Annotated in this window: 15 protein-coding genes and 1 pseudogene; 7 read left to right on the forward strand and 9 right to left on the reverse strand. The window is 69.2% G+C overall.

The features are described 5' to 3' along the window. Position 1: 1 nt before the first annotated feature. The 4 genes from INR38_RS01475 to INR38_RS01490 are packed head-to-tail and all read right to left on the reverse strand — an operon-like array spanning position 2 to position 4,223. Positions 2 to 1,237, reverse strand: a complete 1,236-nt coding sequence (locus INR38_RS01475; RefSeq protein ID WP_207441660.1) for a cytochrome c — start codon at positions 1,235 to 1,237, stop codon at positions 2 to 4. A 12-nt stretch (positions 1,238 to 1,249) separates the two neighbouring features. Beyond that, complete coding sequence (locus INR38_RS01480) at positions 1,250 to 2,071, reverse strand: ABC transporter ATP-binding protein (RefSeq protein WP_016450923.1); 822 nt, start codon at positions 2,069 to 2,071, stop codon at positions 1,250 to 1,252. Further along, positions 2,065 to 3,120: an ABC transporter permease subunit gene (locus INR38_RS01485; protein ID WP_207441662.1), complete on the reverse strand. Its 1,056-nt coding sequence runs from the start codon at positions 3,118 to 3,120 to the stop codon at positions 2,065 to 2,067. Before INR38_RS01485 ends, INR38_RS01480 begins: the two co-directional genes overlap by 7 nt. Next, positions 3,117 to 4,223, reverse strand: a complete 1,107-nt coding sequence (locus INR38_RS01490) for an ABC transporter substrate-binding protein (protein WP_207441669.1) — start codon at positions 4,221 to 4,223, stop codon at positions 3,117 to 3,119. Before INR38_RS01490 ends, INR38_RS01485 begins: the two co-directional genes overlap by 4 nt. A gap of 218 nt (positions 4,224 to 4,441) precedes the next feature. Here INR38_RS01490 and INR38_RS01495 point away from each other — a divergent pair, with 218 nt between their 5' ends. The 7 genes and pseudogenes from INR38_RS01495 (at position 4,442) to INR38_RS01525 (ending at position 10,920) form a co-directional block, all read left to right on the forward strand. Next, positions 4,442 to 5,869, forward strand: coding sequence for an O-acetylhomoserine aminocarboxypropyltransferase/cysteine synthase family protein (locus INR38_RS01495; protein ID WP_207441671.1), 1,428 nt, complete (start codon positions 4,442 to 4,444; stop codon positions 5,867 to 5,869). A 36-nt stretch (positions 5,870 to 5,905) separates the two neighbouring features. Next, the gene (locus INR38_RS01500) at positions 5,906 to 7,009 is read left to right on the forward strand and encodes a 2-oxoglutarate and iron-dependent oxygenase domain-containing protein (protein WP_047326487.1); all 1,104 of its coding nucleotides are present in this window, start codon (positions 5,906 to 5,908) and stop codon (positions 7,007 to 7,009) included. A 47-nt stretch (positions 7,010 to 7,056) separates the two neighbouring features. Continuing rightward, positions 7,057 to 7,869 carry a MetQ/NlpA family ABC transporter substrate-binding protein gene (locus INR38_RS01505; RefSeq protein ID WP_207441672.1) on the forward strand — a complete coding sequence of 271 codons (813 nt, stop codon included), beginning with the start codon at positions 7,057 to 7,059 and terminating at the stop codon, positions 7,867 to 7,869. A gap of 13 nt (positions 7,870 to 7,882) precedes the next feature. Further along, positions 7,883 to 9,025 (forward strand): methionine ABC transporter ATP-binding protein, encoded by a 1,143-nt coding sequence (locus INR38_RS01510; protein WP_207441673.1) that lies wholly within the window; start codon positions 7,883 to 7,885, stop codon positions 9,023 to 9,025. Then, a pseudogene (locus tag INR38_RS01515) lies at positions 9,003 to 9,294 on the forward strand (hypothetical protein). Before INR38_RS01510 ends, INR38_RS01515 begins: the two are co-directional and overlap by 23 nt. Before the next feature lie 111 nt (positions 9,295 to 9,405). Next, positions 9,406 to 9,894, forward strand: a complete 489-nt coding sequence (locus INR38_RS01520) for a VOC family protein (protein ID WP_012207409.1) — start codon at positions 9,406 to 9,408, stop codon at positions 9,892 to 9,894. An 87-nt stretch (positions 9,895 to 9,981) separates the two neighbouring features. Continuing rightward, the gene (locus INR38_RS01525) at positions 9,982 to 10,920 is read left to right on the forward strand and encodes a CysB family HTH-type transcriptional regulator (RefSeq protein ID WP_013800726.1); all 939 of its coding nucleotides are present in this window, start codon (positions 9,982 to 9,984) and stop codon (positions 10,918 to 10,920) included. Between the two features lie 20 nt (positions 10,921 to 10,940). Here INR38_RS01525 and INR38_RS01530 read toward each other — a convergent pair whose 3' ends face one another. The 5 genes from INR38_RS01530 to INR38_RS01550 form a co-directional block, all read right to left on the reverse strand. Further along, positions 10,941 to 11,432 carry a GNAT family N-acetyltransferase gene (locus INR38_RS01530; RefSeq protein ID WP_183019493.1) on the reverse strand — a complete coding sequence of 164 codons (492 nt, stop codon included), beginning with the start codon at positions 11,430 to 11,432 and terminating at the stop codon, positions 10,941 to 10,943. A 72-nt stretch (positions 11,433 to 11,504) separates the two neighbouring features. Then, complete coding sequence (locus INR38_RS01535) at positions 11,505 to 12,623, reverse strand: bifunctional nicotinamide-nucleotide adenylyltransferase/Nudix hydroxylase (RefSeq protein ID WP_065345583.1); 1,119 nt, start codon at positions 12,621 to 12,623, stop codon at positions 11,505 to 11,507. Between the two features lie 46 nt (positions 12,624 to 12,669). After that, entirely contained in the window at positions 12,670 to 14,370 is a 1,701-nt protein-coding gene (locus tag INR38_RS01540) for an NAD+ synthase (protein WP_207441674.1), read from the reverse strand. Between the two features lie 29 nt (positions 14,371 to 14,399). Next, complete coding sequence (pncB, locus tag INR38_RS01545) at positions 14,400 to 15,599, reverse strand: nicotinate phosphoribosyltransferase (RefSeq protein WP_012207404.1); 1,200 nt, start codon at positions 15,597 to 15,599, stop codon at positions 14,400 to 14,402. A gap of 56 nt (positions 15,600 to 15,655) precedes the next feature. Continuing rightward, positions 15,656 to 16,480, reverse strand: coding sequence for a cysteine hydrolase (locus tag INR38_RS01550; RefSeq protein WP_207441675.1), 825 nt, complete (start codon positions 16,478 to 16,480; stop codon positions 15,656 to 15,658). Positions 16,481 to 16,725 lie beyond the last annotated feature (245 nt).

Consider the following 16,725-nt stretch of genomic DNA (forward strand, 5'->3'; position numbering starts at 1 on the left):
CTCAGTGCACAAACCCACCCTTGATGAACCGCACGGGCTCTGCATCCATGCGAGCGATCAGGGCCCCGAGGCCGTCGGATGAGCCGTCGGGTGAGCCATCGGACGGGCCGGCGGTTGCCGCAGCGGCCGTCGTCGCCTCGACCGTCGTCCTCGCGGGCGTGTCCGTGCGGCAGACCAGGTCGTCCTCCGACCAGCCCTGGGCGCCCGGACGCGATAGCGCGCGCAGCCAGCCGCTGCGGTCGCCCAGCCATTGCATGCCCTGCAGCTGCTCCGAGCCGCTGAGCAGGGCCATGGCCTGCCAGGCGCGCGGGTCGTTGACGGTGCAGTCCAGGGCGCTGGCGGCGCGGTTGTCGCCATCGGGTGACAGCTGCAGGCTGACCAGGCGCGGGTCTTCCTGCACCGGGCCGCTGCCTGCCACCACCCTCAGCCGCTGCTGGCGGCTTTGCCAGGTGCTCAGGCGGCGTGCGGGCTGGCCTGCGCACTGCACGGCCATGTCGGGAAGGCCCACGGGATAGGGCCAGCTGCCGGCGATCTGCAGCATCTGGCCTGCGGCGCGGGCCTTCATGAAGTCGATCAGGGCCCAGGCGTCGTCGCTGGACAGCCGGTCGGCCTGGCCGTGGGCCCGTGCGCCGTCGCCAGACTCCACGGGGCGGCGGTCATGAAGAATGGCCCAGAGCAATTCCCCATCGGCGCGGCGCCACAGCAGCGGGCTGGTGAAGTTGGGGGGCCAGACCGGCTGGCTGGCGGCCAGCGGGCCGTGGCCCCGGCCATCGGCACCGTGGCAGGCCGTGCAGTGCTGGGCATAGGCGGCGCTGCCGCGCGCAATGCTCTCCACGCTGAAGCCCGTGGGCGAGGCATGGAAGCTGGTGGCATGCGCGGGCACCAGGATCAGGTCGGCACGCGGCCAGGGGGCCAGCAGCAGGGCGAGCGCGGCCAGCGCGGTCAGCACCAGGGCCGGCAGGCGGATGCGGCGCAGCACCAGGGCCAGCGCCAGGGCCAGCACCAGCAAAACGATGGCGGTGGCCACGGACGCCAGCGACCACATCAGGCCCCGGGCCTGGCCCAGGTCGATCAGCAGGTTTTCGCCGGACAGGCGCACGGCCCACGGCCAGGCGGGCTGCCCATCCACCGTGCCGGCCAGGCCCAGGCCGTGCAGCAGCTGCAGCAGGCCGACCTGGGCCTGCTGCATGGCGCCGATCAAGGGGTTGAGCCAGTCGGGGGAGTCGCTGCGTTGCATCGGATGCGGGCGCTACCAGGTCTGGTCCAGGCCCAGGTGGCGCAGGGCCTCGTGGCGCAGCTCGGACAGGCGGGCGTGGCCGCGCTGGCGCGGGTAGGGCAGGTCCACATCGATCTCGGCCACGATGCGGGCGGGCCGCTGGCTGAAGACCAGCACACGGTGGGCCAGGAAGAGGGCCTCTTCCACATCGTGCGTGACCAGCAGCACGGAAAAGCCTGCGCGCTGCCAGATCTTGAGGATCTCGCTTTGCATGGCCAGCCGCGTCAGCGAGTCGAGCTTGCCCAGCGGCTCGTCCAGGATCAGCAGGCGCGGGTCGTTGACCAGGGCGCGCGCCAGGGCAGCGCGCTGTGCCATGCCGCCCGACAGCTGGTGGGGATGGCTGTCCGCGAAATCCTCCAGCCCCACCAGGCGCAGGGCCTCGTCGATGCGGTGGGCCTGGCTGTCCAGCAGGCCGCGTGCCTGCAGGCCCAGGGCCACGTTGCCGCGCACCGTGCGCCAGGGAAACAGCGTGGGGTCCTGGAAGACGACGATGCGCGAGGGATCGGGCTCGGTGATGGCCGTGCCGTCCTGCGCCACGGCGCCGGCCGTGGGCGCGTCCAGCCCGGCCACCAGGCGCAGCAGCGTGGACTTGCCGCAGCCGCTGGGGCCCAGCAGGGCGACGAACTCGCCAGGCCGCACCTGTAGGCTGACCTCGTCGAGCACCTGCAGCGCGCCCTGTCCCTGGCCGAACCAGTGGCTGACGGCCTGCACATCGATGGCCGCGCCGGCTAGGGCCGCCCCTGCGATGGCGGGCGTGGCTGCGGCGTTGGCGGCGTGTTCTGCGGCAATCACCATTTGACGGTTCCCTTCTGCCACGACAGCGTGCGGTCGCGCACGGTGAACAGCAGCGTGATCAGGCCCGAGCACAGCACGGCCATGACCAGCAGCGCCGTGTACATGTTGGCGTAGGCTGCCCAGCCCTGGGCCCACTGCAGATACCAGCCCAGGCCGGCCTTCACGCCCATCATCTCGGCCGTGATCAGCACCGAGAACGAGGCGCCCAGCCCCATGAACAGGCCCACGAAGACCTGGGGCAGGGCGGCCGGGATGGCCACGCGCAGCACCAGGAACCAGGGCGATGCGCCCAGCGTGCGCGCCACGTCGTAGTAGCTCTTGCTGACCGATGCCACGCCCGACCAGGTCAGCACGGCCACCGGAAAGAACGTGGCCAGCGCCACCAGGAACACGGCTGCCGAGTAGCTGGACGGCGCGAAGAAAAAGGCCAGCGGCAGCAGGGCCGAGGCCGGCACCGGCCCCAGGAAGCGCAGCAGCGGATGCACCCAGTAGCCCGCGATGCGCGACCAGCCTATCCACACGCCCGTGAGAAACCCGATCACCGCGCCGAATACGATGCCGTTGAGCAGCAGCCGCAGCGAATACAGCGTGGACAGGCCCAGGCGCTGCCAGTCCTCGTGCACCACGTCGATCAGGCTTTGCGGTGGCGCGAAGAACGGCGGCGGCAGCGCGCCGAGCTTGGCCGTCAGCGTCTCCCACAGCGCCAGCAGCAGCGGCGCCGCCACCAGCCAGGCACCGGCCGGGCGCAGCCAGCGGTCGATGCGCCGTGCTGCCCGTACGGGTCGCACAGGCAGCACGGCCGATGCCAGCAGCAAAAGGGCCACGGCCAGGGCGGCAATGCCGAATTCCTGCGTGAACGCCCATTCGCTGAAGCCGATCTCCTTGTTGGGCCACAGCAGGGTCAGCATGCCCAGGCCGGCCCAGGCGGCGGCGGCCAGCAGGCCGGTGCGCCAGGGGGCTGCCTTGCGCGTGCCCTGCGCCTGTTCCCGTTCCAGGCCGGGTGCGGCATCCGTGGCGCCCAGGCGCCAGCGTGGTCTTGCGGTGCTCATGCGAGGACGTCCAGCGTGATGTGGCTGGCAAAGCGGCCAGGGTCGGTCTGCTTCTTGAGCACGCCGGCCGTGCGGAAGTCGGCCGCAAAGGCCTGGACCTCGTCGCGCAGCGGCTTGCCGTGCGGATGGTGCTTGAAGGTCAGCTCGGCCAGCAGGCGCTGCAGGTCCTCGACAGGCACCTTGGGCGAGTACTTGGCAAAGATCTTCGCCGTTTCGTTGGGGTTCTCGGCGATGTAGTCCGAGGCCTGGGTCAGCGCGCGCACCACGCTGGCCGCAGCGGGCTTGTTGGCCCGGGCGAACTTTGCGCCTGCGCCGATCACGCAGCAAATGCTTTCGGCGTACTCGTTCTTGGCGCTGTTGCCCAGTTCGAGGAAGGTGCCGGGGTTGCGCTTTTCGATCAGGTAGAGATTGGGGTCGCCGTCGGCAATGGCCTGGATCTCGCCCTTCTTGGCGGCCACATCCAGCAGGTCGGCCGGGTAGACGCGCCATTCGATGTCCTTGTCCACATCCAGGCCGCGCTTGGCCAGGTGAATGGAATAGAACTGCTTGGCTGGGCTGTTGAGATCGGCCACGCCGATGGTCTTGCCCTTGAGCGTGCTGGGGTCCAGCGTGACGCCGGCCGACTTCAGGCCGACCAGGCGCAGGCAGCCGCCGTGCACGCTGCCGATGAGCTTGACATCCAGCCCCGCCTCCAGCGGCTTGATCCAGCGGTGGATCAGGCCCGCGCCCGCATCGGCCTTGCCCGTGGCCAGCGCCTCCAGCAACTGGTCGGCCGAGCCGCCCCAGTTCAGCAGCTCCACGTCCAGGCCGTTGCGCTCGAAGAAGCCGCGCTCCAGCGCCACGGGAATGGGCGAATGGCAGAAGCTGGCCTGGCTCCAGGCAAAGGTGATCTTCTGGCGCGGCTGCGCCCCGGCGCGGCCGCTGAACCAGGCGGCCGATCCCAGCGCGCCGGCTGCGGCGCCGGCGCGGATCAGGGCGCGGCGCGAGAGCGAGGGCTCGGATGCCTCGGGAGCATCGAGCGCCCCGAAAGCACCGCAATCTGCGCCATGGGCGCAGCGGCTGTCCTGGGTCCTGTCGATCTCGGTCTGGGTCTTGCGGGTCATGGAACTCCCTCCAAAGCAGTTTCGGGACTGCCGATGCTGTCCGCTGAGTGCCGTGTTTCCAACGACGCAAAACGCGCATCCATATGTGCGTGGCAACTAGGAAGGGCGCGGCCCGGCGACATGCGCAAACCGAATAAGCGAACGCGTTTTTCTTCGTAGTGCGCAGGGCGCGGGCTTCGAATAATGGGCTGCATCGACCACTCATACGGAGTCCATGCATGACCTCAGCGACCGGCACCGAGTCCGCCCCGCACGACGCAGCCAGCGATGCGCTGTGGCAGCAGGACACCCAGGCCCTGCACGCCGGCTACCGGGGGCGCGAGCAGCAGCGCAGCGCTGCCGTGCCCATCTACCAGAGCACCTCCTTCGTGTTCGACAGCGCCCAGCACGGCGCCAACCTGTTCGGCCTGGTGGAGGAGGGCGATGTGTACTCGCGCACGGCCAACCCCACGCTGGCGGTGCTGGAGCAGCGCATTGCGGCTCTCGAAGGCGGCGTGGCCGCGCTGGCCCTGGCCTCGGGCATGGCCGCCATCGATGTGGCGCTGGCCACGCTGGCCAGTGCGGGCGACCATGTGGTCGTGGCCTCGCAGCTGTATGGCGGCACGCACAACTTCATCGCCCATGTGCTGGCCTCGCGCGGTGTGCAGAGCACGGCCGTGGCCAAGGATGATTTCCAGGCGTTGCGCCGGGCGATAGGGCCGCGCACCAAGGCCGTGTTCGTGGAGTCCGTGGGCAATCCATCGGGCGGCATTGCCGATCTGCGCCAGCTGGCCGATATCAGCCATGCGGCGGGCGTGGCGCTGGTGGTGGACAACACCGTGGCTTCGCCGCTGCTGCTGCGGCCCTTCGACTGGGGCGCCGACATCGTCGTGCATTCGGCCACCAAGGCCATCGGCGGACACGGCAATGTGCTGGGCGGGCTGATCGTGGACAGCGGCCGCTTCGACTGGGTGGCGCACGCGGGGCGCTACCCGCAGTTCAGTGCGCCCGAGCCGGCCTACCAGGGCTTTGTCTTCACCGAGAAATTTCCCGACCGGGCCTTCATCGCGCGGGCCCGTGCCGTGCTGCTGCGCAACTGCGGCGCGGCGCTGGCGCCGCACAGCGCCTTCCTGCTGCTGCAGGGCCTGGAGACGCTGGGCCTGCGCCAGGAGCGCGCCAGCCGCAACACGCTGGCCGTGATCGATTTCCTGCAGGCTCATCCGCTGGTGGAGCGCATACACCACGCCAGCCAGAGCGGCCACGCCGACCACGCGCTGGCCCTGCGCCAGCTGCGCGGCGGGCATGTGCCGGCGCTGCTGGGCTTCGAGCTGCGCGGCGGCCGGCCGGCGGCACGCGCCTTCTATGACGCGCTGCGCCTGTTCCTGCGCCTGGTCAACATCGGCGACAGCAAGTCGCTGGCCGCCATTCCTGCCGAGACTACGCACAGCCTGCTCAGCGACGAGGAGCTGGCGCGCGTGGGCATTGCGCCCGGGCTGGTGCGCCTGTCCATCGGCATAGAGCACCCGCAGGACCTGCTGGCCGACCTGGCGCAGGCGCTGGAGCAGGCGCAGGGCCATGCGGTGTTGGCTGCTGAACGCGAACAAGACCGCGAACAAAACCGCGAACAAGACCGCGAGCAAGACCGCGATCAGCGCCTGGCGGCCTGAGCGCTCCTTCCTTCCCCCTTCCTCTGGCAGCACAGCATGAGCACCTTGACAGCATCCACTCTCGACGCGCCCGCCGCCACAGCGGCAACCCCGGCCCTGCCCGTCATCGATCTGCAGGCCCTGCGCGACCCGGCCACGCAGGCCCAGGCGCTGCGCCAGCTGGCGCGCACGGCGCGTGACACCGGCTTCTTCTACCTGGAAGGGCATGGCATAGGCCGGGACGCATGGCAGGGCATACAGCGGCGCGCCCGCGAATTCTTTGCGCAGCCGCTGGCGGACAAGCAGGCGCTGGCCATTGCCAACACGCGGCACTTCCGGGGCTATACGGCCGTGGGCATGGAGATCACGCGCCAGCGGCCCGACCAGCGCGAGCAGATCGACCTGGGCGAGGAGTCGCCCGAGATTCCCGCAGGCCCCGGCGTGCCGGACTGGAAGGGGCTGCAAGGCCCCAACCAGTGGCCGCAGGCCCTGCCCGGGTTCCGCGAGGAAGTGCTGGCCTGGCAGGCGGCAGCGCATGGCGTGGCGCTGGAGCTGCTGCGCCACTTCGTGGCCGCGCTGCAGCTGCCCGAGGGCGCGCTGGACGCCCTGGTCAGCGGCCTGCCTGCGCACCGCATCAAGATCATCCACTACCCGGGCAGCGAGCTGGGCGCAGCAGGCCAGGGCGTGGGCGCGCACAAGGACGGCGGCCTGCTGACCCTGCTGCTGCAGGACGAGGTGGGCGGGCTGCAGGTGGAGACGCCGGCCGGCTGGGTCGATGTGCCGCCGCGCGACGGGGCCTTCGTCATCAACATCGGCGAGATGCTGGAGCTGGCCACCAACGGCTATCTGCGCGCCAACGTGCATCGCGTGCTGGTGCCGCGCGCGGGCGTGCAGCGCTACTCCATCGCCTACTTCCTGGCGCCGCGCCTGGACCTGGGCCAGGTCCCGCTGCTGACCCTGCCGCCCGAGCTGGCCGTGCTGGCCACGGGGCCGCAGAGCGACCCGGACAACCCGCTGTTCAGCCATGTGGGCGAGAACGCGCTCAAGGGCCGCGTGCGCTCCCACCTGGATGTGGCCCAGCGCTTCTATCCCGAGCATTTCGCCCGCCTGCAGGCCCAGGCCCGCGCCGCTGGCCGTGAGTTGCACCCCGGTGCCTATTGATCGATTCCTGTTGATCGGTGCCTGTTGATTCTTGAAAGGACTGTGCGATGGACAAGCGAGTATTTCTGCGGGGACTGGCGGCGGGGGCCTCGGTGGCGGCGATGTCAGGCGCCATCCGGGCCGCGCAGGCCGGCCCGCTGCGCGTGGGCGTGCGCGGCGGCGTGGATGAGGAAATCTGGGAGGTGGTGACCCGCGTGGCGGGCGAGCAGGGGCTGCAGGTCAAGCCCGTGGTCATCAGCGGCGCGGCCAGCCCCAACGAGGCGCTGAACAACGGCGACATCGAGGCCAACTCCTTCCAGCATGTGCCGTTTCTGCGCGACCAGAACCAGCAGCGCGGCTACCGGCTGGTGGCGGCCGGCGACACCTATATCTCGCCCATCGCCTTCTATTCGAAAAAGCACAAACGCCTGGCCGACCTGCCCGCTGGCGCGCGCCTGGGCATTCCCAACGATCCCAGCAACCAGACGCGCGCGCTGGTGGTGCTGCAGGACCAGGGCATCCTGAAGCTGCGCGAAGGCTTCGACCCCTTCAAGGGCACGGCGGGCCTGGCCGACATCGCCAGCTACCAGAAGAAGGTGCAGCTGGTGGAGGCCGCTTCGGTGGTGCTGGCGCGCTCGCTGGACGATCTCGATGCCTCGGCCATCGTCAACAGCTTTGCCTACCAGGCGGGGCTGATCGCCACGCGTGATGGCATTGCCGTCGAAAGGCGCGAGCGCAATCCCTACGTGAACATCATTGCCGTGCACGAGCGCGACCGCGCTGCACCCTGGGTCGCTGCCCTGCTGCGCGCCTACCAGTCCGAGCCCGTGCGCCAGTTCATCGTGAGCAGGTACCAGGGCTCGGTGCTGCCGGCCTTCTGAGGCGTGTAAGGCAATGAAGGTGGAACAGGCGGCGGCCGGCGAGCCCCATGCAATCGATGCGCTGCAGCGGCCGCACATCGTCTTCGAGGGCGTGCGCAAGCACTACCCGGGAACGGGCACGGGAAGGAGCGCGGGCGAGCCCGTGCACGCACTGCAGGCGCTGAGCTTCGAGGTGGCGCGTGCCGAGGTGTTCGGCGTCATCGGCCGCAGCGGTGCCGGCAAATCCACGCTGCTGCGCACCATCAATGCGCTGGAGCGGCCCAGCAGCGGCCGCGTGCTGGTGGACGGCACCGATGTCGCCACGCTGGACGAGGACGCGCTGGTGGCGCTGCGCCGGCGCATCGGCATGATCTTCCAGCACTTCAACCTCCTGTCCTCGCGCACGGTGTACGAGAACGTGGCCCTGCCGCTGCAGGCCGCGGGCTGGCGGCCCGCGCTCGTGCGCGCGCGGGTGGACGAGCTGCTGGCTCTGGTGGGGCTGGCGGACAAGAGCGGCGCCTATCCGGCCCAGCTCTCGGGCGGGCAAAAGCAGCGCGTGGGCATTGCGCGCGCGCTGGTGCACGAGCCCGAAATCCTGCTGTGCGACGAGGCCACCTCGGCCCTGGACCCCGAGACCACGCAGTCCATCCTGGAGCTGCTGCGCGAGATCAACCGCAAGCTGCAGCTGACCATCGTGCTCATCACGCACGACATGGCCGTGATCCGCGAGGTCTGCGATCGCGTGCTGGTGCTGGACCAGGGCCGGCTGCAGGAGATCGGCGAGGTCTGGCAGCTGTTTGCGGCACCGCGCTCGGAGGCTGCGCGTGCGCTGCTGCGGCCGCTGCGGCAGGCCTTGGCGGCCGACCTGGAACTGGTGGCAGAGGCCGATGGCCCGGAGGCCGTCGCCGTGCTGGCCATCGGATGGGCCGACGGCGGCAGCCAGCAGGGCCTGCCGCTGGCGCAGCTCCAGGTGCTGGGCCCGCGTGCCCGCCTGCTGCAGGGCGGGCTTGACTGCATGCGCGGGCGTTCGCAGGGCCGCCTGCTGGTGGGCGTGCCGGTGCAGGATCTGCCGTCGTCGCTCTCCCCGCTCTCGCCGGCCGCGCTGTCTTCCCTTCAACAGGCGCTGGGCGCCGATTCACTGCAACTGCTTGGCCATGTCCCTGCCCCCGCTCGATAAATACCTGCAGGCCTTTCTGGAAACCCTGCTGATGGCGGGCGCGTCCTCGCTGATCGCCATCGTTGCCGGGCTGGCGCTGGCCATCGTGCTGCACACCACGGCGCCGGGCGGGCGGCCTGGGCGACCTGGCCATCCGCTACGGCTACGAACGCTATGAGACGCGCGTGATGTTCGAGGTCATCGTCATCCTGGTGGCCCTGGTGTCGGTGCTGCAGTTCGGCGGCGAGTGGCTGGCGCGCCGTGCCGACCACCGGCGTTCGATCTCTTGAGATGATTTGGAAATAACAGACTGAATTTTTATTATTTTTGGTTTTTTCGACTTGTCTCGACAATGGCCTGCAGCAGCATTCGGGCTGCTGATTCTTTTCCGAGACGCTTCGATGACCCACACCACACGCCCCGCCTGGCCTTCCCCTCTTGCCGGCCGCACTGCCATGAAGCCGGGCGTGGCCATCGTCTGTGGCGTCCACCATGTCCAGCTGTCCTTCCCGGCGCGCGCCCAGGCGGCCATGGAGCGCTTTTATGGCGAAGTGCTGGGCCTGTCTGCCCTGACCGTTGCCGGGCGTCCGGGCCTGAGCTTTCTGGCCGGCGGGCAGCGCATCGATCTGGTGCCCTACAAGGGGCAGTCCGGCGGCACCGAGCGCGCGGCGGGCAACCTGGTGCACCTGGCGCTGACGGTCAGCGACGTGGATGCTCTGCGCCAGCAGTTGCTGGTGCACGGCGGCCTGGCGCTGGAGGTGGCGCCCGTGAGCGAGGGCCGGCGCTGCTATGCGCGCGACCCCGCAGGCAATCTGATCGAGCTGCTGGAGCTGCCCCGCGAGGCAGCGGCCGATGCCCCGGATGAGCCGGCCGTGGCCTGTTCGGCCTGAAGCCTCTCGCCGTCCCCCTCTCTCTTTCCTTCCTGCTTTTGCCTTCCACAGGCCCGGGCCGCACCGGCCCCGGGCGGAGCCTTGCCCATGAACTTCCAGCAACTGCGCTATGTGCGCGAAACCGTGCGCCGCGGCTACAGCCTGACCGAGGTGGCCCACACGCTGCACACCTCCCAGCCTGGCGTGAGCCGGCAGATCCGCGAGCTGGAGGAAGAACTGGGCGTGGAGATCTTCATCCGCGCAGGCAAGCGGCTGACCGGACTGACGCCGCCCGGCGAGGCGCTGCTGCCCATCGTCGAGCGCCTGATGCTGGAGGCCGACAACCTGCGCCGCGTGGGCGCTGACTTCAGCGCCAGCGAGCAGGGGCGGCTGTCGATTGCCGCCACCCACTCCCAGGCCCGCTATGCGCTGCCCCATGTGGTGCGCGACTTCCGCCAGCGCTATCCGCAGGTGCGCCTGCACCTGCACCAGGGCTCGCCCGAGCAGGTGGCGCAGATGCTGCGCAGCGGCGAGGCCGACATCGGCGTGGCCACCGAGGCGCTGGCCGGCTATGAAGGCCTGGTCGCGCTGCCCTGCTACCGCTGGACGCACGGCGTGGTCGTGCCGCCCGGCCACCCGCTGCTGCAGTCGCAGCAGGCGCTGACGCTGGAGGCGCTGTCGCGCTTTCCCATCATCACCTACGAGCAGGGCTATACGGGCCGCGCCCACATCGACGAGGCCTTTGCGCGCGAGGGCCTGGAGCCCGACGTGGTGCTGACGGCCATGGACGCCGATGTGATCAAGACCTATGTGGAGCTGGACATGGGCGTGGGCATCGTCGCCTCGGTGGCGCTGGATGCCGAGCGCGACCAGGGCCTGCGCACGCTGGACGCCGGCCACCTGTTCGAGGTCAACACCACGCGGCTGGGCCTGCGCAAGGGCGCCTGGCTGCGCGGCTATGCCTATGCCTTCATCGAGACCTTCGTGCCCACGCTGACGCGCGAGGTCGTCGAGCAGGCCGTGCGCCAGGGCGTGGAGCCCGAGTAGGCAGACGAAGGGGGCCGGCCTCAGGCCGGCTCGCGCGCCATCTCCAGCAGGGTGTCGCCGGTCACGCGATAGCGGATCCACTCGGTCTGGGGCAGGGCGCCCAGGCGGTCGTAGAACTCGATGGAGGGCAGGTTCCAGTCGAGCACGCTCCACTCGAAGCGGCCGCAGTCCTTCTCGACGGCGATCTGCGCCAGGCGGCGCAGCAGCGCCGTGCCCGCGCCCAGGCCGCGCGCCTCGGGCGTGACGTAGAGGTCTTCGAGGTACAGGCCGTGGCGGCCCTGCCAGGTCGAGTAATTGAAGAAGTAGACCGCAAAGCCCACGGGCTGGTCGCCATGCAGGCAGATCAGGCCGAAGACGGCGGGGTTGTCGCTGAACAGGGTGCGCTTCACATGCTCTGGCGTGGCCAGGACTTCATGCTCGGCTTTTTCATAGACGGCGAGTTCGCGCACGAAGCGGACGATGAGCTCGGCGTCATCGGGGGTGGCGGGTCGGATCTGTAGGGTGGTAGTCATTCAATCGCGGGGGAACACGGGAAGCCCGGAAAAACGGTATTGCGGCGCAAGATGGCGCCGCAATCTCCGGTTTTAGCCGATTTTCACGCCCGTGTCCGCCAGGGGCTGTTGCACCGGAAGGGGCAGGAACTGGCGCAGGATCTGGAAGTGGTCCTCGAAGAACGCACTTTCCATGGCGGGCAGGTCGCAGACGGCCACCCAGCGCGCCAGTGCCGCATCGTCGCCGCCCTGCACGGGCGGCAGCGAGGGCAGCACGCCCAGGTCCAGGTAATGCACATGGGTGATGGTGCGCCCGCGCAGGCTGCGGTCGGGATGGTCGAAGACCTGCACGGACTGCAGGGCCGCCTGCAGGTCGGCCTCGCTGAGCGTGGAGCAGGTCTCCTCGCGCAGCTCGCGCAGGCAGGACTGCCACAGCGTGTCGCGCGGCTCCAGGAAGCCGCCCGGCAGCGCCCACAGGCCCAGGCCCGGGGCATGGCCGCGGCGTATCAGCAGGATGTGGTCCTGTTGCGCGTCTTCGTGCGGCACACGGCAGCGCAGCAGTGCGTCCACGGTCACGAAGACGGGCGGGTAGGGCGCCGCAGCCCAGGCCTGGCGGTACCGGGCCAGCATGCGCCATTCCTCGCACATCTGCGCATGGACGGGCGTGGTGGCCCATTGGCGCAGGAACTGCAGGGTGGCGGGCGGCACCTGGGCGGCCAGGGCCTCGAAGTCCACGCCGGATTCGCCGAAGTAGATGTCGCGCAGCGGCGTGGCGTCGAACTGGCCCAGGCGCGGCAGGCTGATCAGCTGCCAGCGCGGAAAGCGCGCAAGGTAGCCGCTGGTCGCGTCCTTGAAATGGCCGACCAGGGCCACGCTGGCGCCTTCGGGCACGCAGGACTGCACGGCCTGCTGCACGGCCTGTACCCACAGCGGCTCGTTGTAGTAGTCGCGCACGGGCACGCAGTGCAGGCGGGCCGCGTCCGCGGGCGGCAGCGCCTCGCGCAGCATCTGCGCGCGTTCCTGCCAGCTGAAGGGGTTCTTGGGATTGGGCGCCTGCCAGGCGCTGCCCAGCACGACGACGATCTGCTCGGCACGCTCCAGCGCCGCGCGCAGCAGGGCCATGTGGCCGTTGTGCAGCGGCTGGAAGCGCCCGATCAGCACGGCGGTGTGCACGCGCTCGCTGGTGGCCGGGGTTTCGGTGGGGGCGTCCATGGCGGCAGTCTCTTGCATAAACAGGCTCGGTGGCTTCACTCTGGCTTCATTCGTAGTGGGCGGCAATGGGCATCTGGCGCCCGGTGCCGAAGGCGCGCGGGCGCACGCGCAGTATGGGCGGGGCCTGGCGGCGCTTGTACTCGCTGCGGAAGATCATGCGCTTGACGCGGTCAACCAGCTCGGCCCCGCCGGGCTGGCCCAGCAGCTGGGTCACAAAGCGCTCGGCCGTGCCGTATTCGGCGGTGGACAGGTGCCGGCCCTCAATGGCGTATTTGAGGATTTCGTCCAGCACCGCATAGGGCGGCAGGCTGTCCTCGTCCTTCTGGTCGGGCGCCAGCTCGGCCGAGGGCGGCTTGTCGATGATGGCCTGGGGAATCAGCTCTCGGCCCGCACTGTGGTTGATGTGGCGAGACAGCTCGAAGACCTCGGTCTTGTACAGATCGCCCAGCAGGCCCAGGCCGCCGTTGGTGTCGCCATACAGCGTGCAGTAGCCCACCGAGATCTCGGACTTGTTGCCCGTGGTCAGCAGCAGGTGGCCGAAGGCGTTGGAGTACTCCATCAGCGTGGTGCCGCGAATGCGTGCCTGCAGGTTCTCCAGCGGCAGGCCCTGCAGCGGCTGGCCGAAGCTGGCCTCGAACTGGCGCGCATAGCCGTCGACCAGCTCGCGGATCGGGTGCTCATGCAGCGTGATGCCCAGGTTGCGGCACAGGATCACCGAGTCATCGACCGAGCCGCTCGACGAAAAGCGCGAGGGCATGGTGACTGCCACCACGTTGTCCGCGCCCAGGGCCTCGGCCGCCAGGGCCAGGGTCAGCGCGCTGTCTATGCCGCCCGAGCTGCCGACGACGGCGCGCGTGAAGCCGCAACGGCGCGCATAGTCACGCAGGCCCAGCACGATCTGGCGGCGGTAGAACTCCATGGTGGGCAGGCCTTCGGCCGTCACGCTCATGCAGGGCTGGCCGGCCGCGTCGAGGAAGCGTCCGTCGTCGAACTGCAGCGTGCGCAGGTCTTCGACAAAGCGCTCGGCCTCGAAGACCACGCCGCGCCCGGGCTCCACCGCGAACGAGGCGCCGTCGAACACGATCTGGTCCTGGCCGCCGATCTGGTTCACGTAGAGGATGGGCAGGCCGTGGCGTGTGGCCGCCTGGCCGAAGATCTCGTGGCGCTGCTCGCGCTTGCCCAGGTGGCTGGGGCTGGCGTTGATGCTGACCACCAGGTCGGGCGCGGCGTCGGCCATGCGCGCGAAGGGGTTGGTGGCGTAGTCGGCACCGGCGTCGTTCCAGCCGTCCTCGCACACCAGAAAGCCCACCTGGGCCTGGCCTATGCGCAGCACCTTGGCCGCGTCGGGGCCGGGCTCGAAGTGGCGGCGCTCGTCGAAGATGTTGTAGGTGGGCAGCAGCTGCTTGTCGTAGCGCAGGCGCACGGCGCCGTCCTTGAGCACCAGCAGGCTGTTGTGCAGCGGCTTGCCCGGCCCGCTGGCGCGCGTGGGCGCGCCGATGACCCAGTGCAATTGCGGCCACTGGCGCGTGGCCTGCAGCAGCTGCTGCAAGCCTTGCTCCAGGCACTCGCGAAAGGCGGGCTCGTCCAGCAGGTCGCCAGGGTAGTAGCCGCACAGCGACAGCTCGGGAAAGACCAGCAGGTCGGCCTGCGCGTGCGCGGCGCGGGCAGCGGCCTCGGCCATGCGGGCCACGTTGCCAGCGATGTCGCCGACGGTGGGGTTGAGTTGGGCAATGGTGATGCGCAGCATGAATGGAGCCTTGGCGGTGTCAGGCGGTGTCAGACGGCGACAGGCTGGGCCAGGCCGAAGACCTGGCGCAGATAGGCCAGATAGGTTTCGTCGTTGCACAGCGTCTTGCCCGGCGAGTCCGAGATCTTGGCCACGGGCTGGCCGTTGGCGTGGGTGAGCTTCATCACGATGTTGATGGTCTCCAGCCCCATGTCGTTGGTCAGCCGCGTGCCGATGCCGAAGCCCAGCTGTATGCGGTCGGCAAAGCGCTGGTACAGGGCCAGGGCCGTGTCCAGGTCCAGCCCGTCGGAGAACACCAGGCGCTTGGCCTGCGGGTCTATGCGCAGCTTCTGGTAATGGGCGATGGCCTTCTCGCCCCAGGCATACGGGTCGCCCGAGTCGTGGCGCAGCCCGTCGAAGAGCTTGGCGAAGTACATGTCGAAATCGGCCAGGAAGGCATCCATGCCCACGGTGTCGGTCAGGGCCACGCCCAGGTCGCCCCGGTACTCCTGCACCCAGTCCTCCAGCGCGGCGATCTGGAAGTCGCGCAGGCGCACGCCCTGGGCCTGGTAGCTCTGCAGGTACTCATGGGCCATGGTGCCTATGGGCACGATGCCGAAGTCGCGCGCCAGCAGCACGTTGGACGTTCCCTTGAACCACTGCGCCGTCTGCGTGGCAAAGGCCTGGACCACCTCGCGCTGCCAGGCGCCCGAGAAGCGCCGGCGCACGCCGAAGTCGAACAGCTCGAACGGGTTGCGCAGCCTGGCCTCGCAGGCCAGGTGGCGCAGGCGCTCGATCTTGCCCGCCAGGCGCCTGCGGCCTTCGGCCAGCGCCGCCTCCGCGTCGAAACGCCGGAAATACAGCTCGTTGACGATGGCCAGCACATAGATCTCGAACCCCATCACATGGACCTGGGGGCCCTTGGCCTCAATGTGCAGGGTATCGCCATCGGCCCAGGCACGGATGAAGGCGCGCTGGAACTGGAAGATGCGCAGAAAGTCGATGAAGTCGCTCTTCATGAAGCGCAGCCCGCCCAGGTAGGCCAGGTCTTCGGGCGTGAAGCGCAGCGCGCACAGGGCGTCCAGCTCGCGCTCCACCTCGGGCAGCAGCTCGGCCAGCGGGAAGGCCGTCTTCGTGCGGCAGACGAATTCGTATTCGGCCTCGGTCTGGGGATTGCGGTGCAGCATGGCCTGCCACATCGTGAATTTGTAGAGATCGGTGTCGAGCAGGCTGGTGATGATGGGAGCCATGGTGCGATGCTGGGGAAACAGGAAAGGGGGCTGCGCGCAGGAAGGAGGCCTGGCCCCTACAGGTGGAGTTCTTGGCTGGAGGCCAGCCGCAATCCGCGGGCCTGCATGGCTGCCAGGAAATCACGGTGCGCGGACTCGAAGCCCGGCACCGGGCTCATGGCGTCGTGCATCAGCACGATGCGCTCAGGATGGGGAAGGTGCTCGACCAGATGCTCGACCGTGGAGCGCACGCAGTGACTGCTCGCCTCGCCCGCGACCACCAGCAGCCCGGCGCGGTCCAGCCGCTCCAGCAAGCCGGTGTTCAGCAGGGTCGCCGGATCGGCAGGGTCCGGCACCTCGGCCTGCAGGGCGCTGTAATGCTCGGTCCAGGGATTGAGCCCCTTGAAAACGTTGTACACGGCGCGCTGGCGCTGCTGCTGCCAGTCGCCGCAGGCCGCCAGCACATCGGCATGGATACCGTGGCCCCAGCTGCCCACTTCGCAGTGCACGGGCCAGACCATCAGCGTGTAGCGGCTGTTTGCTTCGAGTGCATCCAGATATTCCAGGCTGCGCTGCAGCGCCTCGGCGTTGCGCGGCCGGAACACCCCCGCCCGCACCTGCGCCGCCGTGATCGCGGTGAACGGCGCCACATGGCTGCCATCGCCCTGCTGCCAGAAGGCGGGGTGGGCAATGTCATAGCGCTGGTGCGAGTCCAGCGTCACCGTGATGGCGTCAATTCTCGCCCCCTCGCGCCGTATCCAACCTGCAAGCCGCTGCATGTCGGCATGGGCGCCCGCCACGGGAAGGCTGGGACGTAGTCCGCCAGGACACCAGTCCTCAGGCAGATCGCAGAAGTCGTTCTGGGGGTCTATGACCAGGAGCTGGGTGGTGGCAGATGGCATGGGTGAGTGCACGAAAGCAACAGCGCGGACGTGTATCAGGTGAGTGCTTCAGTGTAGTGCTGCCGGAACCCCGTCTGCATTCAAGGCTTTGATCCTGGATGTCTGGTCTTTTGGCGAAGGAATGCCGCGATTCCCTGTCATGGGGCAAGGCGGGGCAAGCAGGGTCCGTTTGTTCCGAACATGATGCAGATGGCTGCAATAGGAGGTTTCACGTATTTCGCGAATGGTTTGGCTTGTCTCAGACC

The organism is Delftia sp. SD018 (assembly GCF_017355445.1).
Classification (GTDB): domain Bacteria; phylum Pseudomonadota; class Gammaproteobacteria; order Burkholderiales; family Burkholderiaceae_C; genus Comamonas; species Comamonas acidovorans.

Excerpts from the sequence above, each read along its gene's own strand:
- INR38_RS01475 (WP_207441660.1), bottom strand. The coding sequence starts at position 1,237 with ATGCAACGCAGCGACTCCCCCGACTGGCTCAACCCCTTGATCGGCGCC.
- INR38_RS01480 (WP_016450923.1), bottom strand. The coding sequence starts at position 2,071 with ATGGTGATTGCCGCAGAACACGCCGCCAACGCCGCAGCCACGCCCGCC.
- INR38_RS01485 (WP_207441662.1), bottom strand. The coding sequence starts at position 3,120 with ATGAGCACCGCAAGACCACGCTGGCGCCTGGGCGCCACGGATGCCGCA.
- INR38_RS01490 (WP_207441669.1), bottom strand. The coding sequence starts at position 4,223 with ATGACCCGCAAGACCCAGACCGAGATCGACAGGACCCAGGACAGCCGC.
- INR38_RS01495 (WP_207441671.1), top strand. The coding sequence starts at position 4,442 with ATGACCTCAGCGACCGGCACCGAGTCCGCCCCGCACGACGCAGCCAGC.
- INR38_RS01500 (WP_047326487.1), top strand. The coding sequence starts at position 5,906 with ATGAGCACCTTGACAGCATCCACTCTCGACGCGCCCGCCGCCACAGCG.
- INR38_RS01505 (WP_207441672.1), top strand. The coding sequence starts at position 7,057 with ATGGACAAGCGAGTATTTCTGCGGGGACTGGCGGCGGGGGCCTCGGTG.
- INR38_RS01510 (WP_207441673.1), top strand. The coding sequence starts at position 7,883 with ATGAAGGTGGAACAGGCGGCGGCCGGCGAGCCCCATGCAATCGATGCG.
- INR38_RS01520 (WP_012207409.1), top strand. The coding sequence starts at position 9,406 with ATGACCCACACCACACGCCCCGCCTGGCCTTCCCCTCTTGCCGGCCGC.
- INR38_RS01525 (WP_013800726.1), top strand. The coding sequence starts at position 9,982 with ATGAACTTCCAGCAACTGCGCTATGTGCGCGAAACCGTGCGCCGCGGC.
- INR38_RS01530 (WP_183019493.1), bottom strand. The coding sequence starts at position 11,432 with ATGACTACCACCCTACAGATCCGACCCGCCACCCCCGATGACGCCGAG.
- INR38_RS01535 (WP_065345583.1), bottom strand. The coding sequence starts at position 12,623 with ATGGACGCCCCCACCGAAACCCCGGCCACCAGCGAGCGCGTGCACACC.
- INR38_RS01540 (WP_207441674.1), bottom strand. The coding sequence starts at position 14,370 with ATGCTGCGCATCACCATTGCCCAACTCAACCCCACCGTCGGCGACATC.
- pncB (WP_012207404.1), bottom strand. The coding sequence starts at position 15,599 with ATGGCTCCCATCATCACCAGCCTGCTCGACACCGATCTCTACAAATTC.
- INR38_RS01550 (WP_207441675.1), bottom strand. The coding sequence starts at position 16,480 with ATGCCATCTGCCACCACCCAGCTCCTGGTCATAGACCCCCAGAACGAC.